22 protein-coding genes are annotated in these 23,071 nt (G+C 42.2%); 17 read left to right on the forward strand and 5 right to left on the reverse strand.

From position 1 onward, the window contains the following. Positions 1-473 precede the first annotated feature (473 nt). The gene (locus tag FXV77_RS19045; RefSeq protein WP_148920835.1) at positions 474-1,286 is read left to right on the forward strand and encodes an AraC family transcriptional regulator; all 813 of its coding nucleotides are present in this window, start codon (positions 474-476) and stop codon (positions 1,284-1,286) included. Here FXV77_RS19045 and FXV77_RS19050 read toward each other — a convergent pair. The 3 genes from FXV77_RS19050 to FXV77_RS19060 all read right to left on the reverse strand — a co-directional run bounded on the left by FXV77_RS19050 (position 1,283) and on the right by FXV77_RS19060 (position 5,191). Next, positions 1,283-3,727, reverse strand: coding sequence for a TonB-dependent receptor (locus tag FXV77_RS19050; protein ID WP_148920836.1), 2,445 nt, complete (start codon positions 3,725-3,727; stop codon positions 1,283-1,285). The genes FXV77_RS19045 and FXV77_RS19050 overlap by 4 nt on opposite strands. Before the next feature lie 90 nt (positions 3,728-3,817). Next, positions 3,818-4,003 carry a hypothetical protein gene (locus FXV77_RS19055; protein ID WP_148920837.1) on the reverse strand — a complete coding sequence of 62 codons (186 nt, stop codon included), beginning with the start codon at positions 4,001-4,003 and terminating at the stop codon, positions 3,818-3,820. Positions 4,004-4,156: 153 nt separating this feature from the next. Continuing rightward, on the reverse strand, positions 4,157-5,191 hold the full coding sequence (locus FXV77_RS19060; protein ID WP_148920838.1) for an AI-2E family transporter: 1,035 nt from the start codon (positions 5,189-5,191) through the stop codon (positions 4,157-4,159). 219 nt (positions 5,192-5,410) lie between these two features. On the opposite strand from FXV77_RS19060, the gene FXV77_RS19065 reads away from it, so the two are divergent. From FXV77_RS19065 to FXV77_RS19105, 9 genes are all read left to right on the forward strand, one after another. Beyond that, positions 5,411-6,196: an HD domain-containing protein gene (locus FXV77_RS19065; protein WP_148920839.1), complete on the forward strand. Its 786-nt coding sequence runs from the start codon at positions 5,411-5,413 to the stop codon at positions 6,194-6,196. Between the two features lie 49 nt (positions 6,197-6,245). After that, complete coding sequence (locus tag FXV77_RS19070; protein WP_148920840.1) at positions 6,246-7,343, forward strand: sensor histidine kinase; 1,098 nt, start codon at positions 6,246-6,248, stop codon at positions 7,341-7,343. Next, a complete protein-coding gene (locus tag FXV77_RS19075) occupies positions 7,340-8,104 on the forward strand; it encodes a LytR/AlgR family response regulator transcription factor (protein WP_148920841.1) in 765 nt (254 codons plus the stop codon). The genes FXV77_RS19070 and FXV77_RS19075 overlap by 4 nt, the downstream gene beginning before the upstream one ends. A gap of 172 nt (positions 8,105-8,276) precedes the next feature. Then, entirely contained in the window at positions 8,277-9,647 is a 1,371-nt protein-coding gene (locus FXV77_RS19080; protein ID WP_148920842.1) for a TolC family protein, read from the forward strand. After that, a complete protein-coding gene (locus FXV77_RS19085) occupies positions 9,644-10,858 on the forward strand; it encodes an efflux RND transporter periplasmic adaptor subunit (protein WP_148920843.1) in 1,215 nt (404 codons plus the stop codon). Before FXV77_RS19080 ends, FXV77_RS19085 begins: the two co-directional genes overlap by 4 nt. Further along, positions 10,855-11,604 carry an ABC transporter ATP-binding protein gene (locus FXV77_RS19090; protein WP_148920844.1) on the forward strand — a complete coding sequence of 250 codons (750 nt, stop codon included), beginning with the start codon at positions 10,855-10,857 and terminating at the stop codon, positions 11,602-11,604. Before FXV77_RS19085 ends, FXV77_RS19090 begins: the two co-directional genes overlap by 4 nt. 4 nt (positions 11,605-11,608) lie before the next feature. Next, positions 11,609-12,829: an ABC transporter permease gene (locus FXV77_RS19095; protein ID WP_148920845.1), complete on the forward strand. Its 1,221-nt coding sequence runs from the start codon at positions 11,609-11,611 to the stop codon at positions 12,827-12,829. 61 nt (positions 12,830-12,890) lie between these two features. After that, positions 12,891-13,466, forward strand: a complete 576-nt coding sequence (locus FXV77_RS19100) for an outer membrane beta-barrel protein (RefSeq protein WP_148920846.1) — start codon at positions 12,891-12,893, stop codon at positions 13,464-13,466. 153 nt (positions 13,467-13,619) lie between these two features. Beyond that, a complete protein-coding gene (locus tag FXV77_RS19105; protein ID WP_148920847.1) occupies positions 13,620-14,327 on the forward strand; it encodes a hypothetical protein in 708 nt (235 codons plus the stop codon). 47 nt (positions 14,328-14,374) lie between these two features. On the opposite strand, the gene FXV77_RS19110 is transcribed toward FXV77_RS19105, so the two are convergent. Both FXV77_RS19110 and FXV77_RS19115 read right to left on the reverse strand, forming a co-directional pair. Next, positions 14,375-14,653, reverse strand: coding sequence for a peroxiredoxin family protein (locus FXV77_RS19110; RefSeq protein WP_148920848.1), 279 nt, complete (start codon positions 14,651-14,653; stop codon positions 14,375-14,377). Positions 14,654-14,698: 45 nt separating this feature from the next. Next, positions 14,699-15,067 carry a winged helix-turn-helix transcriptional regulator gene (locus tag FXV77_RS19115; protein ID WP_246162525.1) on the reverse strand — a complete coding sequence of 123 codons (369 nt, stop codon included), beginning with the start codon at positions 15,065-15,067 and terminating at the stop codon, positions 14,699-14,701. An 86-nt stretch (positions 15,068-15,153) separates the two neighbouring features. On the opposite strand from FXV77_RS19115, the gene FXV77_RS19120 reads away from it, so the two are divergent. The 7 genes from FXV77_RS19120 (at position 15,154) to urtE (ending at position 23,058) form a co-directional block, all read left to right on the forward strand. Continuing rightward, positions 15,154-15,660: a dihydrofolate reductase family protein gene (locus FXV77_RS19120; protein ID WP_148920849.1), complete on the forward strand. Its 507-nt coding sequence runs from the start codon at positions 15,154-15,156 to the stop codon at positions 15,658-15,660. A 636-nt stretch (positions 15,661-16,296) separates the two neighbouring features. Then, complete coding sequence (locus FXV77_RS19125; protein ID WP_187444185.1) at positions 16,297-17,475, forward strand: porin family protein; 1,179 nt, start codon at positions 16,297-16,299, stop codon at positions 17,473-17,475. 33 nt (positions 17,476-17,508) lie between these two features. Then, positions 17,509-18,777 carry an urea ABC transporter substrate-binding protein gene (gene urtA, locus FXV77_RS19130; RefSeq protein WP_148920851.1) on the forward strand — a complete coding sequence of 423 codons (1,269 nt, stop codon included), beginning with the start codon at positions 17,509-17,511 and terminating at the stop codon, positions 18,775-18,777. A 6-nt stretch (positions 18,778-18,783) separates the two neighbouring features. Further along, positions 18,784-20,448: an urea ABC transporter permease subunit UrtB gene (urtB, locus tag FXV77_RS22355; RefSeq protein ID WP_222867824.1), complete on the forward strand. Its 1,665-nt coding sequence runs from the start codon at positions 18,784-18,786 to the stop codon at positions 20,446-20,448. A 34-nt stretch (positions 20,449-20,482) separates the two neighbouring features. After that, positions 20,483-21,562, forward strand: coding sequence for an urea ABC transporter permease subunit UrtC (gene urtC, locus FXV77_RS19140; RefSeq protein ID WP_148920852.1), 1,080 nt, complete (start codon positions 20,483-20,485; stop codon positions 21,560-21,562). A 24-nt stretch (positions 21,563-21,586) separates the two neighbouring features. Beyond that, positions 21,587-22,348: an urea ABC transporter ATP-binding protein UrtD gene (gene urtD / locus FXV77_RS19145; RefSeq protein ID WP_148920853.1), complete on the forward strand. Its 762-nt coding sequence runs from the start codon at positions 21,587-21,589 to the stop codon at positions 22,346-22,348. Further along, positions 22,345-23,058 carry an urea ABC transporter ATP-binding subunit UrtE gene (gene urtE / locus FXV77_RS19150; RefSeq protein ID WP_222867825.1) on the forward strand — a complete coding sequence of 238 codons (714 nt, stop codon included), beginning with the start codon at positions 22,345-22,347 and terminating at the stop codon, positions 23,056-23,058. The genes urtD and urtE overlap by 4 nt, the downstream gene beginning before the upstream one ends. Positions 23,059-23,071: the final 13 nt, after the last annotated feature.

A 23,071-nucleotide genomic window follows, 5' to 3' on the forward strand; every position in this document is an offset into this window, starting at 1 on the left:
TGTCTACATATTTTCCCAGAAAATTTCTATTCTTCTTCATAATACTTACAATTGGGTTCAAATCCAAAGATAAGCACAAAACCTGATAAAAACTAATATTTTTAGTAAAAACAGATAGCATCCGGGATTGATCTTGGAGCATGAGCTGAGCATATAATAATTTAGTTTAGTGTATAATGGGAGGCTTAATGTGAAAAATCTTGGCAACATTTAAAATGAAAAAGCATTTTATTTTTTTCTTGTATAGTGCTGATAGCTAGTTGTAACAATGAAAGATTATCTCACACTGCATTTGCAAACAGATAGTATAATGCGCTACATGTAGGAGATTTTACCAAACTATTCACACCTGCTTTAAGCGCAAATAAACGTATGTTGATCATCTAGGAATACACTAACTTACCTGAGGCTTGTTAACGTTGATAAGTTCTTCAAATTTAAAATCGTAGATTAGTTGTTATAATCACAAAGCGATGAAAAACAGAAAGAAAATTGAGGTGAAAGACAAGCTGATAACACAAAAACTCATAAAGGTCGTTGCTTTTGATCAATCCAAGAATATGACCAGACCGCACAAGCATAATGGATATTTGGAGTTGGTGTTCCTATCTTCGACATCTGGAAAGCATGTAATCGACGGAAGGGAATCTGTAATAAAAACGCCTTGCCTATTGGTGATCAGAAAGGGGAATGTGCACCATTGGGAATTAACCAATCCTGTAACAGGGTTTGTTGTTTTAGTGAAAGATATATTTATTAACCAAAGCCTTGATTTTGAGATAAAAAGGCTGGTGGATGGAATTGTCCGGTTTGATACGGTATACCTTAAGGAAAGCAAAACTATGGAGGCTTTATTAGGAGTATTGGCTGTCGAAGAAAATAAAGTATGTCAGGAAGGGCTGTTCAAGGTAATCTTGGCAAAGGCCCTTGAACATATAGACAGTCCTAAACAAGCTGGGGCTACCCAAAAGAATATCTATCATCAATTCTGTGGATTGCTCAATGAAGATGCAAAGGTCATCAACAATGTAGCGAATTATGCCACAAAGTTAAACACGAGCCCCCAGAACTTGAACGCTGCCTGCAAGAAAAATTCAAATTTAACAGCTTCGGAAGTATTGGCAGAGTATATAATCAAAGAGGCCAAGAGGTTGCTCTTCTATACGAACAATTCAATATCCGAGGTAGCTTTTGAATTAGGATTCTCTGATAAGTCAAATTTCTCTAAATATTTTAAACGATATACCGGCATTACGCCGAGGGAATTCAAGACACAGGAAGCCTAGAATTCCTTTTCTCCAAATTCACTCTTAGGAAGTTTAAGTACTTGGTTCAATTGATGAAGGTTGAAATTTAAGTTCACTAAAAAGATATTCTTCTCATAAATGTAATTGGTTGTCGTATAGAAATCACTGGAGAATGTCGTGATTCGTTGCTCATTTACACCCCAATTACCAAGTTCCACAAATTGCCATTGCAGTTGAGCCATAATAGCTCCTTTTAGGAAGCCCTTGCTTAAATTGAAATGTGGGGTAATAAATTTCGAATCCATGCCTTGCACGGTAGGTCTTTCTGAAAGGTAATTAACCTGTATTCCTGTACTCCAGCTTTTTAGGAAATCCGCTTGGACACCGGCATTAATGGAGTGCACCCAATCTTGATTTGCCCTCACTTCCTGGTAATCTAATACCTGGCCTGAAATTTTATAGTTATATAGGTTCAATCCGCCATTTATCCTTAACCAAGATAGCGGTTTTCCCTCTCCACCAAGCTCAAACCCATAGCGTGAAGCCCGGTCCGCGTTCGTAAATACGCGGTGTAAGATGGTATCGGCATAAACAGCGTTAACCCTTTGGATTGGGTTTTTCGTATGTTGGTAATATGCGTTCAAAAAAAGACTTCCGGCGGTAAGTTTCTTGACCAGTCCTGTTTCTACATTGGTAGTGAATTCCGGTAGTAGCTCCGGATCTCCCTGCTCTAAGGTTTCGGAGTGCTCCCGTTCGGGGATCGGATTCAATTCAAAATTATTGTTGCGTTGTACCCTTCTTGCTGCTGCCATTTTCCATGACCAACCCGTTCCCACATCATGTATTAAATTAAACGTAGGGTATAACTGATGGATGGAATAAGGATATTCTTGACCGGTATGTAGCAATAGCAGATCCCTTTGATAATATTCGTATCTAAGGCCTAAAGAAAGCTGTGTTTTACTAAATTCCCTATCATATTGCGAAAAAAGGGCATGTACCCGGTTTGATGCATTCATTTTGCCTGTAAACTCTGGGATCAATTGTAAACTATTCCTTCCGTTCTCGGAAGCATAATATTCAAAATTACCTTTTTGGCTATCGTTCCTTAATTGATAGCCTGTTAACAACGTTGCATTTTCCAGTTGCCAGCTATGCTGTAAAGAGAGTCTCAAACCTCGCAATGGGTTAGTATACCTATTATGGGTCCATTGTACAGTGTCAACACTATTTTCAATATTTCCGTTTTTTGTTGACCCGTAGATATCGGCATATTCATACATGGCACCTAGCTGCAGAGTATGAGCCGCATTGATTTTGTATTGATACGAGAAATCTAGCAGATAAAATTCTCCCTGTTTATTTTGAAGGTTGGGGTTAAAGTAGTTTGTCGTGGAAATTTCTTCCCCTGTAGAGGGGCGTATTGTCCTATTGCTATAGTGAATATCAGCCACACGGTCTTGGAATCTTCTCGACGCAAGTACGCCCAAGTTTACGGAGTGTTTGTCTGTTACTTCATAAGCACTATTCAATCGGATCCCGAAATTGTATTTATCAAAACTTCTTTCACCTTTCGAAGGGAAAAAAGTCTGTCGATCCCCGATAATTGTATTTACGTCACCATCCCTAAACCCTGCATTGTCATTTCTTAGGTAGTTTGCCGAACCATTCAATTCCAACCTATTTTTTTTATACTGAAAGGCGATATCGCCACCAAATCGTTTCTGGGGTTCAAGATTATCATAATCGTCGATACTGGGAAGACCACCTTGTAAGTTAAGCACCCAGGTAAACCCATTAGCCACAGATTTTTTAGTCTTTAGGTTAATGATACCACCTTTTCCATCGGGATCAAATTGAGCAGTAGGACTGGTAATATATTCCACCTCTGAAACATCGTTGGCAGCTATTTGATTCAATATGGTCGCTGGATCTAAGAAAGAGGGTTTTCCATTTATCAATACAATCACCCCGGTATTGCCCCGCATGCTGATATTTCCATTGGCGTCTACGGTTGCAGAAGGCAGGTTCTTCACGATATCCAATGCTGTTCCCCCAATGGCATTTTTATACTGACTGGCTTGGTAAGTTTGTCTATCACTACCATGTTTCTGTCCTGCAATAACTGCGTTTACCATAACCTGCTCCAGACTATTGTTGGCGTTGGAAATAAAGATGGTTCCCAGATTTATGCTTTTTTGACCTTTAATTTCGAACATTGTTTTCTTTTGACCATACCCGATGAATTTAATAGTTAGGCTGTATTTGCCATTTTTAAGACCGGAAAAACTGAAATGACCTGCTGTATCGGTTATCATCCCATCGATTACCTGATTATTGTTATCTAAAAGACCGATACTGGCATAAGGGATGGGGGTAGTCGATAAAGAATCTTTAACAATGCCCGAAACCCTAGAATGCTGGGCAGTTCCAAATTCAACTATGAATAAGAAACAGCATACAATGAAAAATCTATTCACAAAATTGTAGTTTTTCTCAAAAATAGGAAAGAAAAGGAGGTTATGGAGTTAACGTGAAAATTATACCACTTTTTTTCCAAATGAACTATTTTATGCCGGCTTGGAAAGCTTAGCGACAGTATCGAATTTTACTGTTATGAAACTATCAGAAAAAATGTATACGAAATCCAATACGGAAGAACTTCTGCCACCGTACATCGCCGGAATATTTCCTTTGTACAATGTCGCGTCCTTGATGGCATCGGTATTAACTGTAAGGACTATCTTCGCATACATAACACTCTTGGATTTTGTCTCTCCAAAAGTATTTTATGCCTCCCTCTTGTAAAAGTAAGTGCGATATAAAGCCCGATTACACGTATGAAAACCTGTATGCATGCGATGAAGATTTAAGAATGGAGAATTCCAAAAAAATGTTGAATAGGAAATTTATTTGATATCCTGCTTTTTAATATATAATTCATCGATAAGTACCATCACGATCACCAGTATTGGTGTTGCGAGTACCACTCCCCAGGCCCCAAGCCAAATCCCGGTAAAAACCTGGGAGATAATAATCAGGGCGGGGGGTGTTTTTATCAGTTCCTGCTGAACGAGGGGCGTAATAAAATTGCTTTCTACGAGTTGTACCAGACTGTATAACAAAACTACCCATAGCACTGCTGTCGGCGACTGTGACAGGGCAACCAACACTGCGGGTATGAGCGCCATGACGGGACCAAAGTTAGGAATGAAACTTAAAAGCCCTGCTATTAATGCCAAGATAAGCCATAATTCTATACCCAGTGATAATAGACCGATACTCGTCAATACAAAAACAACAAACATCGAAAACAGCATACCTTTTAACCAGGATCTAAGATTTCCTGCGATTAAGTCGATAATTCTCCGGCCCTCATCTCGCGCTTGGGCGGGCAATAGCTTTACCATACCTTTTTTATAAACTTCGGGAGTAGCGGTAAAAAAGACACCAATAAATAGTACAACGTATATATCACCAAAGAAACCCAATGTACTATTGAAGAAACCGGAAAGTATCGGTGTAACTTTTTGCAGCATTTCTGATGATTGTAGTTTCTGATAGACAGATTTCAATGTCTCCGTTTGTTGTATATACTTTTTAGCATCGGCGATCAGGTCAGGAACTTGTTCCGAAAACTGGACAGCTTCATTTGCTACACGGCTTCCGATCAAATATGATATCCCTAAAAGAAAAGCAATATTTATAAGTACAGAAGCGACAAGAGACCACTTCGCCGCCAACTTGATCGTACGGCCGATCAGCCGCGCGAAACCATGAAAATAGATAGAGATAATGACCCCTGCAAGAATAAACAGAAATACTTGTACGGCTTTCCAGCTTAGCAATAGCGCTACTAATACCAATGCCGTAATGCCAACAATTGTCCAGATACGATGTAATGGAATGGCTTTTCCATTTACCGGTTTTTCTTTATTTTCCAATAGTCTTTGTTGTTATGTTTATACCTTCTCTTACATCAACAACGGGCATACTGAATAGTTTTAAAACCACTTTATGAAGTTTTGCAAAATGCCAAGTATGCTATTGTAAGTTCAAAAGGTATTGCAGCTTCTTCTCCAGTCGCTAATGTCAAAAAGAAGAGATTTCTGTTTTGGTAGGGTGACGTAGGCGGCATTCCTAACAATGAGTTTCATAGCTAAATGCCAGAACAATACGTCGATGCTGCAGAGAATTTCGATTTTCTGGATGACATAAACGACTCATCCTCCAATTTTAACGGTTCGGCCCAAAATAATGTCGTTTCAATCGTATTTGTGGAACTGCTACAATTGACAATAAATAAATTTGTCAATATGATCCCGCTAATGAACTACAAAAAAATACTGAAAGAAGCGAACAATTATATCGAGCAGTACGTCGAACGATATGGACAACAACAGTATGCCTTTCATAACATGCACCATATCGCCAACGTTTCCAAGGCCGTTGATGAGATAAGCGACTACTATAAGCTGTATGCTGAACATTATTTTATTGTGAAAGCAGCGGCATTATTTCACGATTTGGGCTATATAAGCCATGGTCCACAAGGTCATGAAGCCAAGGGTGCCCTGCTGGCCAAAGCATTTCTCGACAGCAAATCGGTATCCACCGACTTGACGCAAAGCGTGATCAACTGTATCATGGCTACACGCGACAAGCAGCATCCTACTACCTTTTTGGAATCTATCCTTTGTGATGCCGATCTGATCCATCTTGGACAAAAGAATTTTTCTAGATTGAACTTCTGTATGTTCCAAGAGATTATGGATTTACGAAAATTTGAACTCGACAAAAATATATGGATGGCACTATCCATCAAATTTTTGGAGAACCATCAATTTCATACCAGCTACGTGCAGGACCGATACAATAACGGAAAAAGCCAGAATCTGAAATTGCTGAAGACGAAACTTACACGTCTGGCTATTTCAAAAAATAGTTAACTTGCATAGCGGGATAATTTTAATGGACGACCGTTGAAAAGAGCGTCTGATGAAGAAACAGGAACATAAATACTCGGGTAATAAGATCGCTAAACTAGCTATGGTACTGTATATCCTCATAGGGTTGTATGTGGTATCGTTCTTTATTTACCCAAAATCGTATTGGGATGCCCTCTTTAACATGTCTGCTTCAGAGCTATTTTTTGATGTTTTCACCACACTGATCATCTGTCTGGTGATTGTAGAATTCAATTTTTTTATTGACAAGCGATTAGATAAGTGGATCCCCTGGACAAAGAGTGCACTCAATCGGTTATTTTTTCAAACCGTTATACAAATTGTGGGCACGTTTATCGTCGTCCTAGTTACTGCTTCTGTATTTGCCATATATCTCTCCTTGATCGATAAACTTGACAACAGCGCGGGCTTAACCGTTACACAAGCTTGGCACTACGTCATAGCGATCTTAGTGCTCACCCTGATCATCAATATTGCCAATTCCGTGTATTACTTAGCCGCAAACTGGAAGTCGGAACTAATAAATGCAGCGGCCTATAAGGTTAAGGCGGCAGAGAGCAAGCAACTGGCGGCAGAAACCGAACTGCAATCGCTACGTCTCCAGCTTGACCCTCACTTTGTTTTCAATAATTTGACGGTACTGGCTGAGCTGATTTTGAAGGACCCACAGCAAGGGTTCGAATACACTGAAAATTTTGCTAAAGTATATCGATACCTGCTCGTCAATGCAAAAAAAGATATCATTACCCTGCGGGAGGAGTTGAAATTTCTCGAACTATACCTTTTGCTGCTGCAAAGCCGAATCGGAAACGGAGCAGCCTTTGAAATCAACGTAGCGGAAGCACTCCTAGATCATCACTTGCCCCCCGTAACCCTGCAGCTACTTGTCGAAAATGCGCTAAAATACAATAGCCTAGACGAGGAAAGGCCCCTTAACATTCAGATCTATAGCAATGAAAACGAAGAACTTGTGGTGTACAACGAGCTCTTGCCTCTGTTGAATAAACATAGCTCCTCCGGCATCGGGCTAAAAAACATCGTCAGCCGCTATTATCTACTGACAGATAGAAAGCCACGCATCCTACACGATGATGTGTCGTTTACCGTTTCTATACCATTATTATCATGACGAAGCTAGCCAAAATATTGATCATTGAAGATGAGAAAGCCAACAGCGATCGTCTCACTCGACTACTAACGAAGATACGCCCCAGCTATAGGGTACTCGATGTGCTACCCAGCATAAAAAAGAGCGTCAGCTGGTTTGAAGTTAACACTGCCCCAGATCTGGTTTTTATGGATATCCGGCTGCGCGATGGCATCAGTTTTGAAATCTTCAACCGAACGGACCTCCCCTGTCCCGTCATATTTACCACCGCCTATGATGAATATGCCGTGCAAGCTTTTAAATACAATAGTATAGACTATCTGCTAAAGCCCATAGAGCTTGCAGATTTAGAGCTTGCTTTGACGAAGTATGAGCGAGCAGCCATACCTCCATCGCAACAGGAACCATTGCTCAAGAATCTCCTAGATTATATGGATCAAAAGATCTACCGTAAGCGATTTTTGATTCCGTACCGTGATGAATATCTTCGGATTTCCACCGACGAAATTGCCTATTTCTTTTCGCAAGATGGTGTAACTTCGGCCTGTTTGTTCAACGGCAAGAGCTATCTCATCGCACAGGCGCTGGACAGCTTAGAGCAGCAGCTGGATCCGAAGCAGTTTTTTCGAGCCAACAGGCAATATATCGTGAGCATGAATGCCGTAGACAAGGTGCACAATTACTTTAATGCTAAGCTAAAACTCGAAATCCGAAATTGCCAAGAAGGTGTTATTGTAAGCCGGATAAAAGCACCTTTACTACGCGACTGGCTGGATTACTAAGCACTTGCCCCATTCATTTCACGGAGCGTTATTGTTGTTTCATCCACCTATTTTAGCGGTCCAACATTTCCAAACGCCATATCCTATCCGAATAATGTTGTTTTGCGACATCGGCGGCAATACATCTGCTTCATCATTTTGTATGGCTACCGGTAGGTAAAATATACATATTTTGAAGAACGAAATAGCCATGAAAATATTTTTCGCCATGCTTATGGCGGTATTGCTAGGGAAATCAAGCATTGCACAGCCGTTTTCGCAATCAGCCGACAGGCAGCCCCTTCGGGAATGGAGTTTGGAAGATTGCATACAGTATGCCATTCTGAATAATGTGCAGCTGAACCAAAGCAAACTGGATCTCTCCATTGCAGAAAACAACCTGCAACAGGCAAAAAACAATAGGCTGCCCGTACTTGCGGCCAATACGGTGCAACAGCACTCTACAGGCCGAACAATAGACCCCATTACCAGCGATTTCATTAACACGCGGCTACGGTCGACCAGCTTGGCCGCATTCGCAAACATCACCTTGTGGAATGGCGGATATCTAAAGAATGATATAGATAAGAATAAATTGATCCTGGTACAAAACCAGTTCTTCGTAGATCGAGCAAAAAACGACATCGTACTCACGACCATACAAGCTTACATGACAGCACTTAACCTTTACGAAGGCATTGCTATTGCAGAAAAGACAATAGCGAATGCCTTGGAGCAATACCGAACGGCAAAGGGTCGACATGCAGTAGGCACACTATCCAGCATAGACCTATCGACATACAAAGCACAGCTATCTACCGATACTTTGACATTGATCAACGCGGAAAATAAGTATCGTTCTCAGGTACTCCAGCTGAAACAGCTGCTCGAGATACCGCCGGACAGCACGTTTGACATCCAAAAGATAGCCCTGCAAGAAGAGATGTACCCTATACCAGCTGCGGCTGAACTATACAGCGAGATAAAAAACCATATGCCAGAGACCAAGCTATCTCGCCTAGATCTGCATATAAAAGAGACCGAGCTCAAGCTCGCCAAAAGCGGTTACTACCCGAAATTGAGCCTGCGGGGCGGGATGACAACAGGATATACCAACACGCAGTTCTTTGGCTTTGCCAACCAGCTCCAGAACAATTTTTCGCCCAATGTGAGCTTGGACATTACAATACCAATATTCACACAATTTACAAACCGCACAAATGTCAAAAATGCGAAGCTGGCTATCCAGCGCGCAACGCTGGATATCAAGAAGCAAGACCGCGAGCTGTATAGCACCTTGGAAAGTGTCATCCAGGAAGCACGCTCCGCACATGCACAGCTAAACGCTGCACGTGACGCCGAGCAGGCAGCCGCACTCTCCTACCAACTCGCAAACCGAAAAAACAGCTTGGGTGCCCTAAGCTTGGGGGAATTTATCGTGATCAAGAATGAGTATCTCAATGCAGCCGATAAATACCTACAGGCAAAACTTACTTTCGCTCTTTACCAAAAATTAATTTCATTCTATCAAACACAAACAATAACAGATCAAAACGAACGATGAAAAGATATAAAATGATAGCGCTGCTTGCAGCAGTTATAGCGGCTGGCATCTTAGGTTACAAGCTATTTGTAGGAGCCACGAAAAGCAATATGCAAGCGGATTTCATCCAAGTTAGCGAAGGGACGTTACAACTACAAGTAACTGCGACTGGCGTGCTGCAACCAATCGAGCTCGTCGAGGTGGGAACGCAGGTTTCGGGTATCGTCAACAAGGTACACGTGGATTACAATACGCCGGTGAAAAAGGGTCAGCTGTTAGCCGAACTGGACAGAAAGAACCTCGAACAGAAGTTGTCCTTAGCGGAATCGCAGTATAATGATGCGAAAACAGCGCTCTACTACCAAAAAGCCATCTATGCGCGCAACAAAATGCTCTTTGACGATGAACTGATCAGCTTGGCCGAATTTCAAGAGGTAGAGTTTTCGTACAAGAATGCAGTATCCACCGTGGCACAGCGGCTGGCGGATGTCAATACGGAAAAGACTAACCTCGGCTTTGCCAATGTATATTCGCCAATCGACGGGGTGGTACTTTCGCGCGAGATAAGCGAAGGGCAAACGGTGGCGGCTACATTTAACACGCCGGTATTATTTACCATTGCCCGGGACCTGAAACAAATGCAGGTTGAGGCTAATGTGGATGAGGCCGATATAGGCGCCGTGCAGGTAGGACAAACAATCGCCTTCACGGTGGATGCCCATGCCGATGAGATTTTCTCAGGACGTGTGGCACAGGTACGGCTGAATGCGTCGATCAACTCCAATGTAGTAACCTACACCTGTATCCTGGATGCAGATAACAGTAGTGGTCTGCTAATGCCCGGTATGACAGCGACGATATCCATTTTAACGAAAGAGCATGGGGGAATCTTGCTGGTAGAGAACAAAAGCTTCAGCTTTGTACCTGATCTGGCTATGCTCGATCGCTATATAAAAGACAAATACAACAAGAAGTCTGACATCGAAAAATTGCCAACGGTAGACGGTAAAAACGAAAGGATAGTGTGGGTTGCGGAAAAGGGAACGATACTTCCCAAAAAAGTAAAGATCGGAATCAGTGATGGTGTGCGCACCGAGATTCTGACTGGGCTGAAACCCGGAACCTCTATCATGACGGCATTGTACGACAGTAAAAAAACAGATGACAAAGAACAGCCCGGCAAGGCGCAGAAAAACACCACGGAAGAAACGCAAGCAAGAACCAACAAATGAAAAAAAATATAATAAAAACGAACGGTATTCGGCGGGATTTTGTGCTTGGGAACCAGGTGAATCGCATTTTAAAAGGTATCGACCTAGAGATTGATCGCGGTGAATTCGTAACCATTATGGGGCCCAGCGGTTCTGGTAAGTCGACCTTACTAAATATATTGGGCTGCCTGGATACTGCTACAGCGGGCAGTTACCAGCTTGACGGAACCGCTGTGGAAAAGCTCTCCCGAAATCAGCTAGCGCGGGTGCGAAACAGCAAACTGGGTTTTATCTTCCAATCCTACAACCTGCTTTCCAAAACAAGCTGTATGGACAATGTGATGCTGCCGCTACTCTATGATTCCAGCGTAAGCAGCAAGGAACGCAAAGAGCGGGCCGTAACGCTATTGCATCGTGTAGGCCTGGGCGAAAGGCTGCTGCACACTCCCAGCCAGCTGTCAGGTGGGCAGCAACAGCGGGTGGCCATAGCTCGCTCGCTGGTCAACAACCCGATCATGCTGTTTGCCGATGAAGCTACCGGCAACCTAGATACGCGGACATCCTATGAGATTATGGAGCTTTTTCAAGAACTGAATTCAAACGGCATCACCATTGCTTTTGTGACCCACGAGCAGGATATTGCCGATTTCAGCAGCCGCACCATACGGCTGCGTGATGGCTTGATCGAAGCCGACGAACAGAACGGCAAACCTAAATGCGCTGCCGATATGCTACATGCGCTCAACCTCAACAACCCTAAAATATAGTGCAATGGATTTTATACAATTGATCAAGATATCCTTTAAGGCTATATTGATAAACAAAGTACGTGCTCTTTTGACCATGTTGGGCATTATCATCGGCGTCTGTTCGGTAATTGTAATGCTCACGGTAGGTGAAAGTTCCAAAAAAGGGATCACCTCCAATATTTCGGATATGGGGTCCAACTTGATTATGATATCCCCAAAATCCAATGTGCAAACTGGCGTACGTCTAGACGCATCGGCCACACAGAGTTTACTAATCGAAGATTGCCGGGCAATCGAGCAGCAGGTGGCATTGGTCAATGCGGTATCTCCCATTGTTTCGGGAAGCGGCCAAGCGATTTATGGCGCCAGCAATTGGAAGGTTACGCTCTTTGGATCGGCTCCGGAATATCTCCTTATCCGCAATTTAAAGGTTGCGGATGGGGTAATGATCACAGATTATGATGTAAAAACCAATGCCAAGGTAGCCGTCATTGGGAGAACGGTGCTAGAAAACCTGTTTCCCTATGAAGCAAATCCTATCGGTAAGACGATCCGTTTTAATAGCGTTCCCTTTAAGGTAATCGGCATTCTGGAAGCCAAGGGCGTGAGCACCTTTGGACAGGATCAGGATGATATTATTATCGCTCCCTATACAACTGTACAAAAACGGATTTTGGGTATTAATCACCTCCATTCCATCGTGGCATCGGCCATCAGTGAAGGTGCTGCTGAGCAAGCCGTGAAGCAGGTGGTCGACATCCTGAAAGACAACCATAAGATACAAGATGGCAAGGAAAATGATTTTGAAGTATCATCGCAGAAGGAACTTATTGATACGTTCAGCTCCATCACAGAAATGCTGACGCTCTTGCTTGTTACCATAGCCAGTATCTCTTTGGTTGTCGGCGGTATCGGCATTATGAATATTATGTACGTCAGCGTAAAGGAACGCACACGGGAAATAGGTCTCCGACTTGCAGTTGGCGGTCGGGCGGTGGATATCCTACGACAGTTTCTGATGGAGTCTGTGTTCATTAGCTTTACCGGCGGACTAATCGGGATTGTTTGCGGTGTGCTAATCAGTTTATTGGTGGGCCATATTGTCGGTTGGCAAGTGGTTATACCGCCACAGGCCATTCTAATATCCTTTGCGGTGTGTACTCTTACGGGTGTTTTCTTCGGGTGGTATCCAGCCCGCAAAGCGTCTGGTTTGGATCCTATCCAAGCACTCCGTTACGAATAGAAAACAGTCAGAAACCGCCAACTTTTAAAAATTTTTCATGTCTTAAAAACAACAATAAATTATGTTAAGTAAAATCAAATCATTAGTTACCCTTATCGCGGTAATTTTCATCGGCCAATCCAGCTTTGCCCAACTTGGCTTGGGTATACGGCTGGGTGGAAATCTAACCGGAACCGATGGCAGTGCCTTTCAATCACGAAAGCGTATCGGATTTCAAGCAGGTGCCGACCTGACGTTCAAGTTTCATGAAAAGATCGCCATCCAGGCCGAACCGACCTACCACCTGCTACGTGTGGCAAGCCATACCTATGCCCCTGACAATCCACAGGGTATCAGTGCTGGAAGGCGTTCCTTACGATACATCAACGTGCCGCTGCTGCTGAAGCTCCACCTGACGAACGGATTCGCGCTACTGGGCGGCCCTGATCTCAACCAACTACTAAACGTGGGTGTGCATCGGCTGAATAATGAAGCGCAGGCTTTTATTAAGCGACCCAATGTGGGTTATATGCTCGGTATTGATTTGGGCAACCTGTATTTTCGTTACCGTAATATGCGCCATTACAATACGGTTATAGACAACGGTGATGCACAAATAAATCAATTTCAATTGGGCTTTAAATGGTCTATTTTCTAAGGAGTGTGCGTTCTTTTTTGTCCTTACTCAGAAGTCACTTCACCTTAGCAATATTACCGTTCATCTGGTTTTTTATTCACTTCACTGAATTATCAAAAAGCTATAGTCAATTCGGACATAATTTTGAGGCATCACTTTTAAAATAATAAATAAATGAAGAACAAAAGTTTAAATTTAATTAACGCTTTCTTAAGCATCGCTTTCTTATTAGTAGGCTTCCAAGTATCCGCACAAAAATCAGTAGTCTTGGCTGTACTTACTAAACATGGTTTAGACAAAGATCTAGTCAATCCGAGATATTTTAAGCAGCCGGATAATTATGCCTATGACCTGCAACAGACAACGAAAGCTGTTGACAAAACAACTGCACTTGAAGCCAAATACAATCCAGCGTTGCCAGAAGGCGAAAAATGGACTATAGTTTCCGTGGACGGCAAGTCTCCTAGTAAGGGGGATATTAAGACCTTTACTAAAAGCCTACGAGAAGAAAAAGATGAGTCAAAGCCGCTGGACGAAAGTTTTAGAGTTGAAGATGAGAAAAATGACTATTTGTTGCTGAGCTACAAAGTGGATCCCAGTACACTCTCTAAAGAGACAAACTTTATGAAGGATTGTAGAATGTTTCTTCGTATCAACCTGACGACAAAAAGACTAGAAAGCTCATCTGTAAGTAATGAAAAGCCTATTAAAATAAAAATGCTTACGGCAGATAAATTTGTTGGCACCGCTCATTACAAATGGGATGAGCGTGAACATCGCTATTTTACCGTGCGAAACGAACTTCAAATGAATAGTAAATTTTTGGGACAACATGTAAATATAGAAACCTATTCCGAATATAGTAATTTCGAAAAGATATAAGAAGAATAGCCTCTGTGACTTTTACAGGACACAGAGGCTTTATTTACTCATCCTTTATGCGGTTTTTTTGCAGCTTCGATCAGCTCACGCATTTCCAACTTAATATAATCCACATTGGGAGTCGATCCAGTTAAGAAATAGCGGATATTGCCTTCCTTGTCAATAATAAACTTGGCCGGAATCCCTTGTACACCATATTTGGCCGCCAAAACTTCTCCTGTTTCGGGATCTTTTTGATCATCGTACAATACTTGAAACGGGTATTTGTTTTTCGCAATAAAATCGACGACTTTCTTATCATCATTTTTGATGGCGGCTACAACCACTCGTCGTCAACTTGATCGCACGGCCGATCAACCGCTCAACTGAAATTAAAGTTGCTCGACTTGGCTATGGGCCATTATTTTTTTTCGATGGTTCAATCCAAATTCAAGTAAGGCGTTAATGATGGGAGGAACCGTACTATCGGCATGATCGGTTATGGCGTAAGAAACGGTAATAGGTTTGGTATTATTAACCGTCCTAGTAATCAATAGATTTTGTTCCAAATCCTGTAATTCTTTTGAAAGGACTTTGGGTGAAATCCCTGCCACCGCCACCAGTAAATCTTTGAACCGCATTTCTCCAAATGATAAGTTTCGAAGAATACTAATTTTCCATTTCCCTCTAAGCAGTTCGATGGCATCTCCTAATGCCAATATGGTTTCTTTTGAGGGCTTCTTTTGCTTGCATTCCATCATATAGTTACTTTCCTAAAGGTAACGAATAGTAAATATAAAGTTAATATCTCATAGTTTTGCCGGAGAAATTCTAAAAGATAAATATAATGAAAGTAACACTTATCGCAAACATTTCAGCCAACGGAAAAGCATTGTTATCAGACAATCCTCACCATTCGCTGCCACAGGAAGCAATGGATTTTTATCTGTCGCTAGCAAAACGTGCTGGGAGCATGGTCATTGGCGCAAAAACTTTTGAAAACTTTCAGCGCTTTCCGCAACACATAAAGGAATTATTCGCAGATATTGAAATTGTAATACTGTCCGCCGGACATCTTGCGTCAGCAGAATATACAGTAGCCAACACACCCGAGAAAGCTATTACTTATTTTTCAAAAAGGGGCATTAAAGAAATAGCTATCGGCGGCGGGATAGGCACATTCAATGCTTTTTTGGATAGTGATCTCGTAACGGATATATATTTCAATATTAGTCCGATTATTACGGGACAAGGTGGGCATCTTGTAAGTAATAGTTCCCTAAATTCAAAATTTAACTTGGTAAGTTGCGAAACCAATAATGGTTTTGTTCAACTTCATTTAACAAAATATTAGACAGCCCATTGTCTTTTCCTACGTCAATCAACATTAAGGTTCATAAAAACATTTATAGATCCTAATTAGAATTACGATGTCTTTGATGTTAAGACATCGTAATGATATTAACGTCAATAGTATCGCTAATCGGCGCTTCGTTTCCTATTACCGGTTTCATAATTTGGTATAACCGAAAATGGGGTAAAATGAAAAAAAAACACCACAAAACAATAATACCATAAAAAAAACACCTAACCATCAACAAAAAACCAGAAAAAAAATCAAAAACATAAAATAAATAAACACAAAACACATAAAAAGACAAATAAAAACTAAAAAAACATAAATTTATTTGTAAAAAACACCAAAAAATAATTTTAAAATTTATTTTTAAAAATACTTAAGTATATTTGACTAAATAATTAGCAACACTTACGTATTTTTATACTTAAAATCATGAAAAGACTAACAAAATCAACAATTAACTTCAAAAAGTTATCATTTTTTACAATATCATTCCTAATTTTAACAACAACACAAGCAAATATTCCAAAAAAACACACAAAAGAATCTTTTTTTACAAACAAATCCACAGACAACAAACTAAAATCAACCCCTCCTAACCGACCACATGTATTACTCGAGGTTCCATACTTGGAAAATATACGTAAGTACAGTCTATTAGATATAAACCATCGTAAACAGCAAACAGAAAAAGATTCTACATTTAGACCTTCGATTCAAATCGGTGCACTAATACACATGTTTGCTTCTACTCAACAAGACGGTTATTCGGCCCCACACACGGCACCAGAACCGAAATCATGGGGCAAGGGCTTTTCTTTATACCGTGCGCGTGTACTAGTAGGCGGCCAGTTATCCAAGAAAGGTAGCTTTTTTATAGAGACAGATCTGCCTTCCATTATTGGCTCGAGAAATGCTGACGGCACAAAAAACGTGAAAGTATCTCAGATTATTTTGGACGCCCAATACCAGCATGAATTCACAAACGCGTTTCAGCTTGTCGTCGGAAAACAACTCGTTTCCAACAATCGAAACGGCCTCCAAAGTGCAGCAACGTTACTGACTAATGATTTTTCTTACTTTCAATATCCCTACAACATGTTTGAAGATAGTCCATTGCAGGGCAACTTCGGACGGGATTTAGGCGTGAATGCACGGGGATTTCTATTTAAGGATAAATTTGAATATCGTATCGGCGTATTCACCGGTCGCATTGTAGATGAAAAAGATCCATTGCGTTACGTTGGACGCCTCGCCTATAACTTTCTGGATAAGGATAAGGATTATTACTACGCCGGTACCAATCTCGGCCAACGGAAAGTACTTACATGGGGCCTAGGATACGACACGCAAAGCAGTTATCATAATTATAGCAGCGACCTCTTTTTAGATTATCCGGTATCGAACGACGGTTCCATAACATTGAGTGCGGCTTTTCAGTATATGTCTGGCGGCACATCAACCGGCAAATATTCTTTTGCAACATCGATACCGAAGCAAACGGTTCAATTTCTAGAGCTAGGATACTACTTCAAGAGCGCTCGCTTACAACCCTGGATCAAGTATGAAAATAACCAGGTGAAAGCCGAATCTATACAGGCTGGCGAGATTGACCTCTACCGTTTTGATAAATTGAATTCGGGATCTGTAGTTGGCGGAGGGTTAAATTACTTTTTTAACGATTTTGGAACAAACCTACGCCTCTCCTATACGACACGTAGTTATAATGTAGAGAATACAGCCACAGCAAAATTTGACAAACAGACATACGGACAGTGCTGGCTGCAACTACAGTTTTTTATTTTCTAATTACACTTTGACACACCTTAAAATATAAACGACATGAATGTTAGACTAAAATCTCTATTAAAATCCACCACTTTATTAATCGGAACAGGCGCGCTGTTACTTGCAGCTTGCAATTCAGGAAATAGTAATAAATCCGCCACGGAAACCAGTGGTGAAAATACGGTAAAGGTCGGTATTTTACATTCGCTAAGCGGCACGATGGCCATATCAGAGGTTTCGCTTAGGGATGCCGTAGAGATGGCAATCGATGAAATTAATAACGATGGTGGTGTATTGGGGAAACAGATCGAACCCGTAGTAGTCGACCCCGCGTCAGATTGGGATTTATTTGCCGAGAAATCGAAAGAACTGCTGATCGATAAAAAGGTGTCAGCCGTTTTCGGATGCTGGACTTCCGTTTCCAGAAAATCGGTGCTACCGGTATTTGAACAGCAAAATGGTCTGCTTTTTTACCCGGTACAATACGAGGGCGAGGAGAGTTCCAAAAATGTCGTATATTCAGGAGCTGTACCTAATCAGCAATTAATCCCGGCAGCGCAATATTTAATGAGTCCTGAGGGGGGCAGCTACAAACGTTTCTATTTACTGGGCACAGACTATGTTTTCCCACGTATAGCCAATAAAATACTAAAATCTTACTTATTGACGAATGGTGTTCCACCCGAAAACATCATCGAGGAATATACGCCGTTCCACCACCAAGATTATCAGACGATCGTGTCTAAAATCAAAAAGTTTGCCCTTGGTGGCAAAGCCTGTGTACTATCCACTATCAATGGTGATTCCAACATTCCTTTTTATAAAGAATTTGCCAATCAAGGACTGACGGCGGTCACATGCCCTATAATGGCATTTTCGGTAGCAGAGGACGAGCTGCGGTCTATGGACACGGAATTTTTAGTAGGTCACTTGGCCGCTTGGAATTATTTTCAGTCGATGGATACACCAGAGAACAAACAGTTCGTCGAAAATTTCAAGAAATTTTGTGACGAAAATAAATTACCTGGAGGAAGTAGCCGCGTCGTAGATGACCCGATAACGTGGGCTTATACCAATGTTTATCTATGGGCTAAAGCTGTAGAAAAAGCAGGGTCATTTGAGGTAGACAAAGTGCGCGAAGCGCTTTTGGGCCTATCGTTTGATTCTCCTGCAGGAACTGTAACAATGGACAGCAAACTAAACCACCTGGCCAAACCGGCGTTGATTGGGGAGATTAAACCTGATGGACAGTTTGATATCATATGGCAGTCGGAAGGATTGATAGAACCGCAACCCTTCTTCGATTTTGGTGGAGCAAAATAAGATTTCATGATGACCAACAATGTACAAGCACTAAAAACGTTTATCTGGGGAATACTATGTTGTTTCTTTTATGTAACGACATATGGTTCCCAGGATTCGATCACCGTTTTCATGCAACAGGTAGCGAATCCTTCCGGCGAGGTTGATAGATCTGAGGCAATCCAAAAATTGCTTCAACAGGACAATCCAGCTGTTTTACCTTTTTTGGCCGCCGTACAAAATTCCACTTTATATATATGGAAAGACGAGCTTGTAGTCGCTCGTAAGGATGCTGATAGACCAGAAGGATATATGGTGCTCCGAAAGTTATACCCAACATACACCATGGTATTGGACGACGAGCAGCAACCTTTATCGGTTTCACAGGAAGAATTACAAAGCGTACCTATCGCACGTCCCGATCGTCTGTCAGTATCAGGGTTAGGCGTTCGAACAAATCTGTTCAATCCGAATACACAGATACGAGCAGCGTCCTACCTCGAGGCTCTACAATCCGATGATATAGCACCGGAACTTTTATCTTGGGCGCTCTCGCATGAGGACGACCCCAAGGTACTGGTGGCCGGACGGGAAGCATATTGTTATTTTCAGATGACGAAGGCAACAACTACCAGCGCAATAACGGCATGGGCGGATTCCCTATATAATACTGGTGGCAACAATACACTTCAGCTCTTACAAAATTTCAGGAAACGGGACGGATTGCCTGAAGACGCATCTGCCTATCTCCTATCCAAATCAGAAAAACTGGCCGCAAAATCCGCTTGGATGGAGCGCATACAAAACGTTTTCAGCGGACTCAGTTTAGCGAGTATCCTTATTCTGATTTCGCTTGGCCTAGGAATCGTATACGGCTTAGCGGGTATCATCAACATGGCACATGGCGAATTTTTGATGATCGGTGCTTATGCGACGTTTAGCGTACAGCTCCTTTTTTCCAATGTATTCGGAATACAATCCTCTGACTGGTTCTTTCTGGCGGCGCTGCCCCTATCGTTCATTGTAGCTGGATCGGCCGGACTTCTATTAGAAAGGCTGGTCGTGAGACGCCTTTATGCAAAACCACTTGATAGTCTGTTAGCGACCTGGGGAGTTAGTTTAATCCTTATCCAACTTGCGCGATGGATATTCGGCGATATGACGGCTGTCAAATTGCCCGCCATACTTTCGGGTGGAATCTACATTAACCCCCAGCTCGTGCTTCCGTATAACCGATTGTTTATCATTGTGCTGACGTTGATTATCGTAGCAATCGTGTATTGGGTTTTAATGCATACGCGTCTCGGACTTCAGATCCGCGCAGTCACCCAGAACCGTAACATGAGTGCCTGCTTAGGTATAGATACCAAACGCGTCAATGCAATCACTTTTTTCATGGGATCGGGATTAGCTGGTCTAGCTGGCTGTGCAATGACGCTGATCGGGAATGTCGTTCCCGATATGGGGCAGTCTTACATCGTCGATTCTTTCCTCATGGTCGTGATAGGTGGTGTGGGGAAAATTGTAGGCATCATTGTATCAGGATTAGGAATTGGCATCTCGTCCAAGATCCTCGAAGCGTTTTTTGAGGCTGTATACGGCAAGGTTACCATCTTATTTATCATCATGATCTTTATGCAGTTCCGACCCAAAGGGTTATTTCCTGACAAGGGCCGGTCAGCCGAAGAATAAAATCAAATATGTACATCATTAAATTACGGCAAACATGTTATTAAAATCGGATAAAATTATTCCTATTGTATTTTTATCGTTCTTTGCTATACTCCTCCCGCTGGGGTATAGCGCAGGGCTGATATCCGTGAACAGTATATCATTATGGGGGCGTTATTTTTGCTTTGCGATAGCTGCACTGGGCATCGACCTCATTTGGGGGTACACCGGCATCATGTCCATGTGCCAAGCCATTTTCTTTTGTCTGGGCGGATATGGTATAGGCATGTATCTTACACTCCAGGCGGATTCATCACCCGCGTTTCTGCCTGACTTTATGTCGTGGAATAACTTAACGGAACTTCCTTTCTTCTGGATGCCTTTCCAAAACTTTATTCCTACGCTATTATTGGGACTTCTTATTCCAGCAGCTGTGGCGTTCATCATAGGATATTTTATCTTTAGAAGCCGCATAAAAGGTGTATATATGGCTATCATTACCCAGGCGCTGGCGCTTTCGGTATACCTATTATTTTTACGCAATGAAACGAATATGGGCGGCACCAATGGTCTTACTAATTTTAAGACATTACTAGGTTTTGATCTCAGCCAGCCTGCTGTCAAATTAGGCTTATATATGGTATCCCTAGCTACGCTCGCTGGTGTATATCAGATCTGTCGGCATATTGTTGGATCAAAGTTCGGAAAGGTGTTGCTTGCCATCCGGGATAGTGAATCTAGAGTGGGTTTTACCGCCTATAGGGTACTCCATTATAAACTAACCATTTTTATTATTGCAGCGGTAATAGGCGCCATAGCCGGCATGCTATATGTGCCGCAGACAGGGATTATCACCCCCGGCAGAATGGATGTTAAAGCGTCCGTGGAGATGCTCATGTGGGTAGCGCTTGGTGGACGGGGCCATCTCAAAGGAGCGATCTTGGGTGCCATATCAGTCAATTGTCTGTATAGCGTCTGCACCACGGTATTCCCGGAAGGTTGGCTGTTCATTCTAGGCGTATTATACGTACTTACAGTGTTGTACTTCGATAAAGGCTTTTTAGGATTGTTCGAAAAGCTGGCTATCCGTGTGGGACTTAAGTCGCGAAAGACCGCAGCAGCACCCCTCCCCTAAATCAATAATCATAAAATGATAGATATGTTATTAACAGTAAAAGATCTTTCGGTGTCCTTTGGAGGATTGCAGGCATTGAATCTCCACAATTTTTCTTTAGCACCCCGGGAACTGCGCGTCATAATAGGTCCTAACGGTGCCGGCAAGTCTACGTTTATGGATTTGCTGTGTGGTAGAACCAAAGCTGATCACGGCACCGTATTTTTCGATGGCAAGCAGATTTTGGGCATGACAGAAATACAGATTGCGGAGATGGGCATTGGACGCAAGTTCCAAAAGCCTTCGATATTCCCGAGTTTATCAGTATATGATAATATGTTGCTGGCGACAAAAATGAAAAAGAGTGTGCTTGCCTCTCTCTTCTTCAAAATGGATAGTGCTATCGACGATAAGATACGTCACACGGCTGTACGGGTTGGTCTACACGGTGTATTAGATAAATGTGCAGGTGAGCTTTCGCACGGACAGAAGCAATGGTTGGAAATTGCTATCGTGGTCCTGCAGGATCCGAAACTCATGCTGATCGACGAGCCTGCAGCAGGAATGTCTGATAGGGAAACGGAAAAAACCGGAGAACTACTTCTCGAATTATCGACGCAGCACGGTGTAATCGTTATAGAACACGATATGCACTTTGTCAAACAGATTGCCCAAAAAACCGTGACCGTACTTGTCAATGGACAACAGCTCACAGAAGGTACATTTGAAGAGGTAAGAAACGACCAACGTGTAATCGATAGTTATCTCGGAAGATCGAATTCAGAACGAATAAAAGCCAGTATATGAACGAAGAAATAATATTGTCTGTCGACCGCGTGAAAGCCGCATATGGACAAAGCACCATCTTATGGTCTGTGGACATGCAGGTAAAAAAAGCAGCGGTTACTACCGTGATGGGACGCAATGGTGTTGGAAAGTCAACGCTGCTGAAAACCATTATGGGCTTGGTCAAGACACAGGAAGGAAACATAGATTTTAATGGCACGTCCATCGTAAACCAAGCTTCCTATAAAATTGCGAAAGCTGGCGTAGGTTACGTGCCGCAGGGCAGGGAAATCATCCCTAAACTGACTGTACGCGAAAACCTACTTCTGGGGCTAGAAGCAACAGCAGACTACAAAGCCAAAATGACCGAGGAAGAAATCTATGATCTTTTCCCTGTACTCCAGGAGTTTAGAAAACGACTTGGAGGTAACCTCAGCGGCGGACAACAACAACAGCTTGCCATAGCCCGAACGCTAATCAGCGCTCCCAAACTTTTGCTCCTGGATGAGCCGACTGAAGGTATCCAACCTTCGATTGCATATGAAATAGGTGACATTATACGAAGGCTCGTATCTGAAAAAAATCTATCTGTTTTACTGGTCGAACAGAAAATAGATTTTGCGAAGCATGTTTCCGATCATTTTTACCTTATGGATAGAGGAAAGATGATAAAAAACGGTGTAGCAGGTTTATTCGATTTCGGAGAATTACAGGAGCACATAGCGGTATAGAAATAGTATTTAC

It is taken from the genome of Sphingobacterium phlebotomi, from assembly GCF_008180195.1.
Taxonomy (GTDB): Bacteria; Bacteroidota; Bacteroidia; order Sphingobacteriales; family Sphingobacteriaceae; genus Sphingobacterium; species Sphingobacterium phlebotomi.

Coding starts and splice junctions, on each gene's coding strand:
- FXV77_RS19045 (WP_148920835.1), top strand. CDS start 474: ATGAAAAACAGAAAGAAAATTGAGGTGAAAGACAAGCTGATAACACAA.
- FXV77_RS19055 (WP_148920837.1), bottom strand. CDS start 4,003: ATGTATGCGAAGATAGTCCTTACAGTTAATACCGATGCCATCAAGGAC.
- FXV77_RS19065 (WP_148920839.1), top strand. CDS start 5,411: ATGCCAGAACAATACGTCGATGCTGCAGAGAATTTCGATTTTCTGGAT.
- FXV77_RS19070 (WP_148920840.1), top strand. CDS start 6,246: ATGAAGAAACAGGAACATAAATACTCGGGTAATAAGATCGCTAAACTA.
- FXV77_RS19075 (WP_148920841.1), top strand. CDS start 7,340: ATGACGAAGCTAGCCAAAATATTGATCATTGAAGATGAGAAAGCCAAC.
- FXV77_RS19085 (WP_148920843.1), top strand. CDS start 9,644: ATGAAAAGATATAAAATGATAGCGCTGCTTGCAGCAGTTATAGCGGCT.
- FXV77_RS19090 (WP_148920844.1), top strand. CDS start 10,855: ATGAAAAAAAATATAATAAAAACGAACGGTATTCGGCGGGATTTTGTG.
- FXV77_RS19095 (WP_148920845.1), top strand. CDS start 11,609: ATGGATTTTATACAATTGATCAAGATATCCTTTAAGGCTATATTGATA.
- FXV77_RS19100 (WP_148920846.1), top strand. CDS start 12,891: ATGTTAAGTAAAATCAAATCATTAGTTACCCTTATCGCGGTAATTTTC.
- FXV77_RS19105 (WP_148920847.1), top strand. CDS start 13,620: ATGAAGAACAAAAGTTTAAATTTAATTAACGCTTTCTTAAGCATCGCT.
- FXV77_RS19115 (WP_246162525.1), bottom strand. CDS start 15,067: ATGATGGAATGCAAGCAAAAGAAGCCCTCAAAAGAAACCATATTGGCA.
- FXV77_RS19120 (WP_148920849.1), top strand. CDS start 15,154: ATGAAAGTAACACTTATCGCAAACATTTCAGCCAACGGAAAAGCATTG.
- urtA (WP_148920851.1), top strand. CDS start 17,509: ATGAATGTTAGACTAAAATCTCTATTAAAATCCACCACTTTATTAATC.
- urtB (WP_222867824.1), top strand. CDS start 18,784: ATGATGACCAACAATGTACAAGCACTAAAAACGTTTATCTGGGGAATA.
- urtC (WP_148920852.1), top strand. CDS start 20,483: ATGTTATTAAAATCGGATAAAATTATTCCTATTGTATTTTTATCGTTC.
- urtD (WP_148920853.1), top strand. CDS start 21,587: ATGTTATTAACAGTAAAAGATCTTTCGGTGTCCTTTGGAGGATTGCAG.
- urtE (WP_222867825.1), top strand. CDS start 22,345: ATGAACGAAGAAATAATATTGTCTGTCGACCGCGTGAAAGCCGCATAT.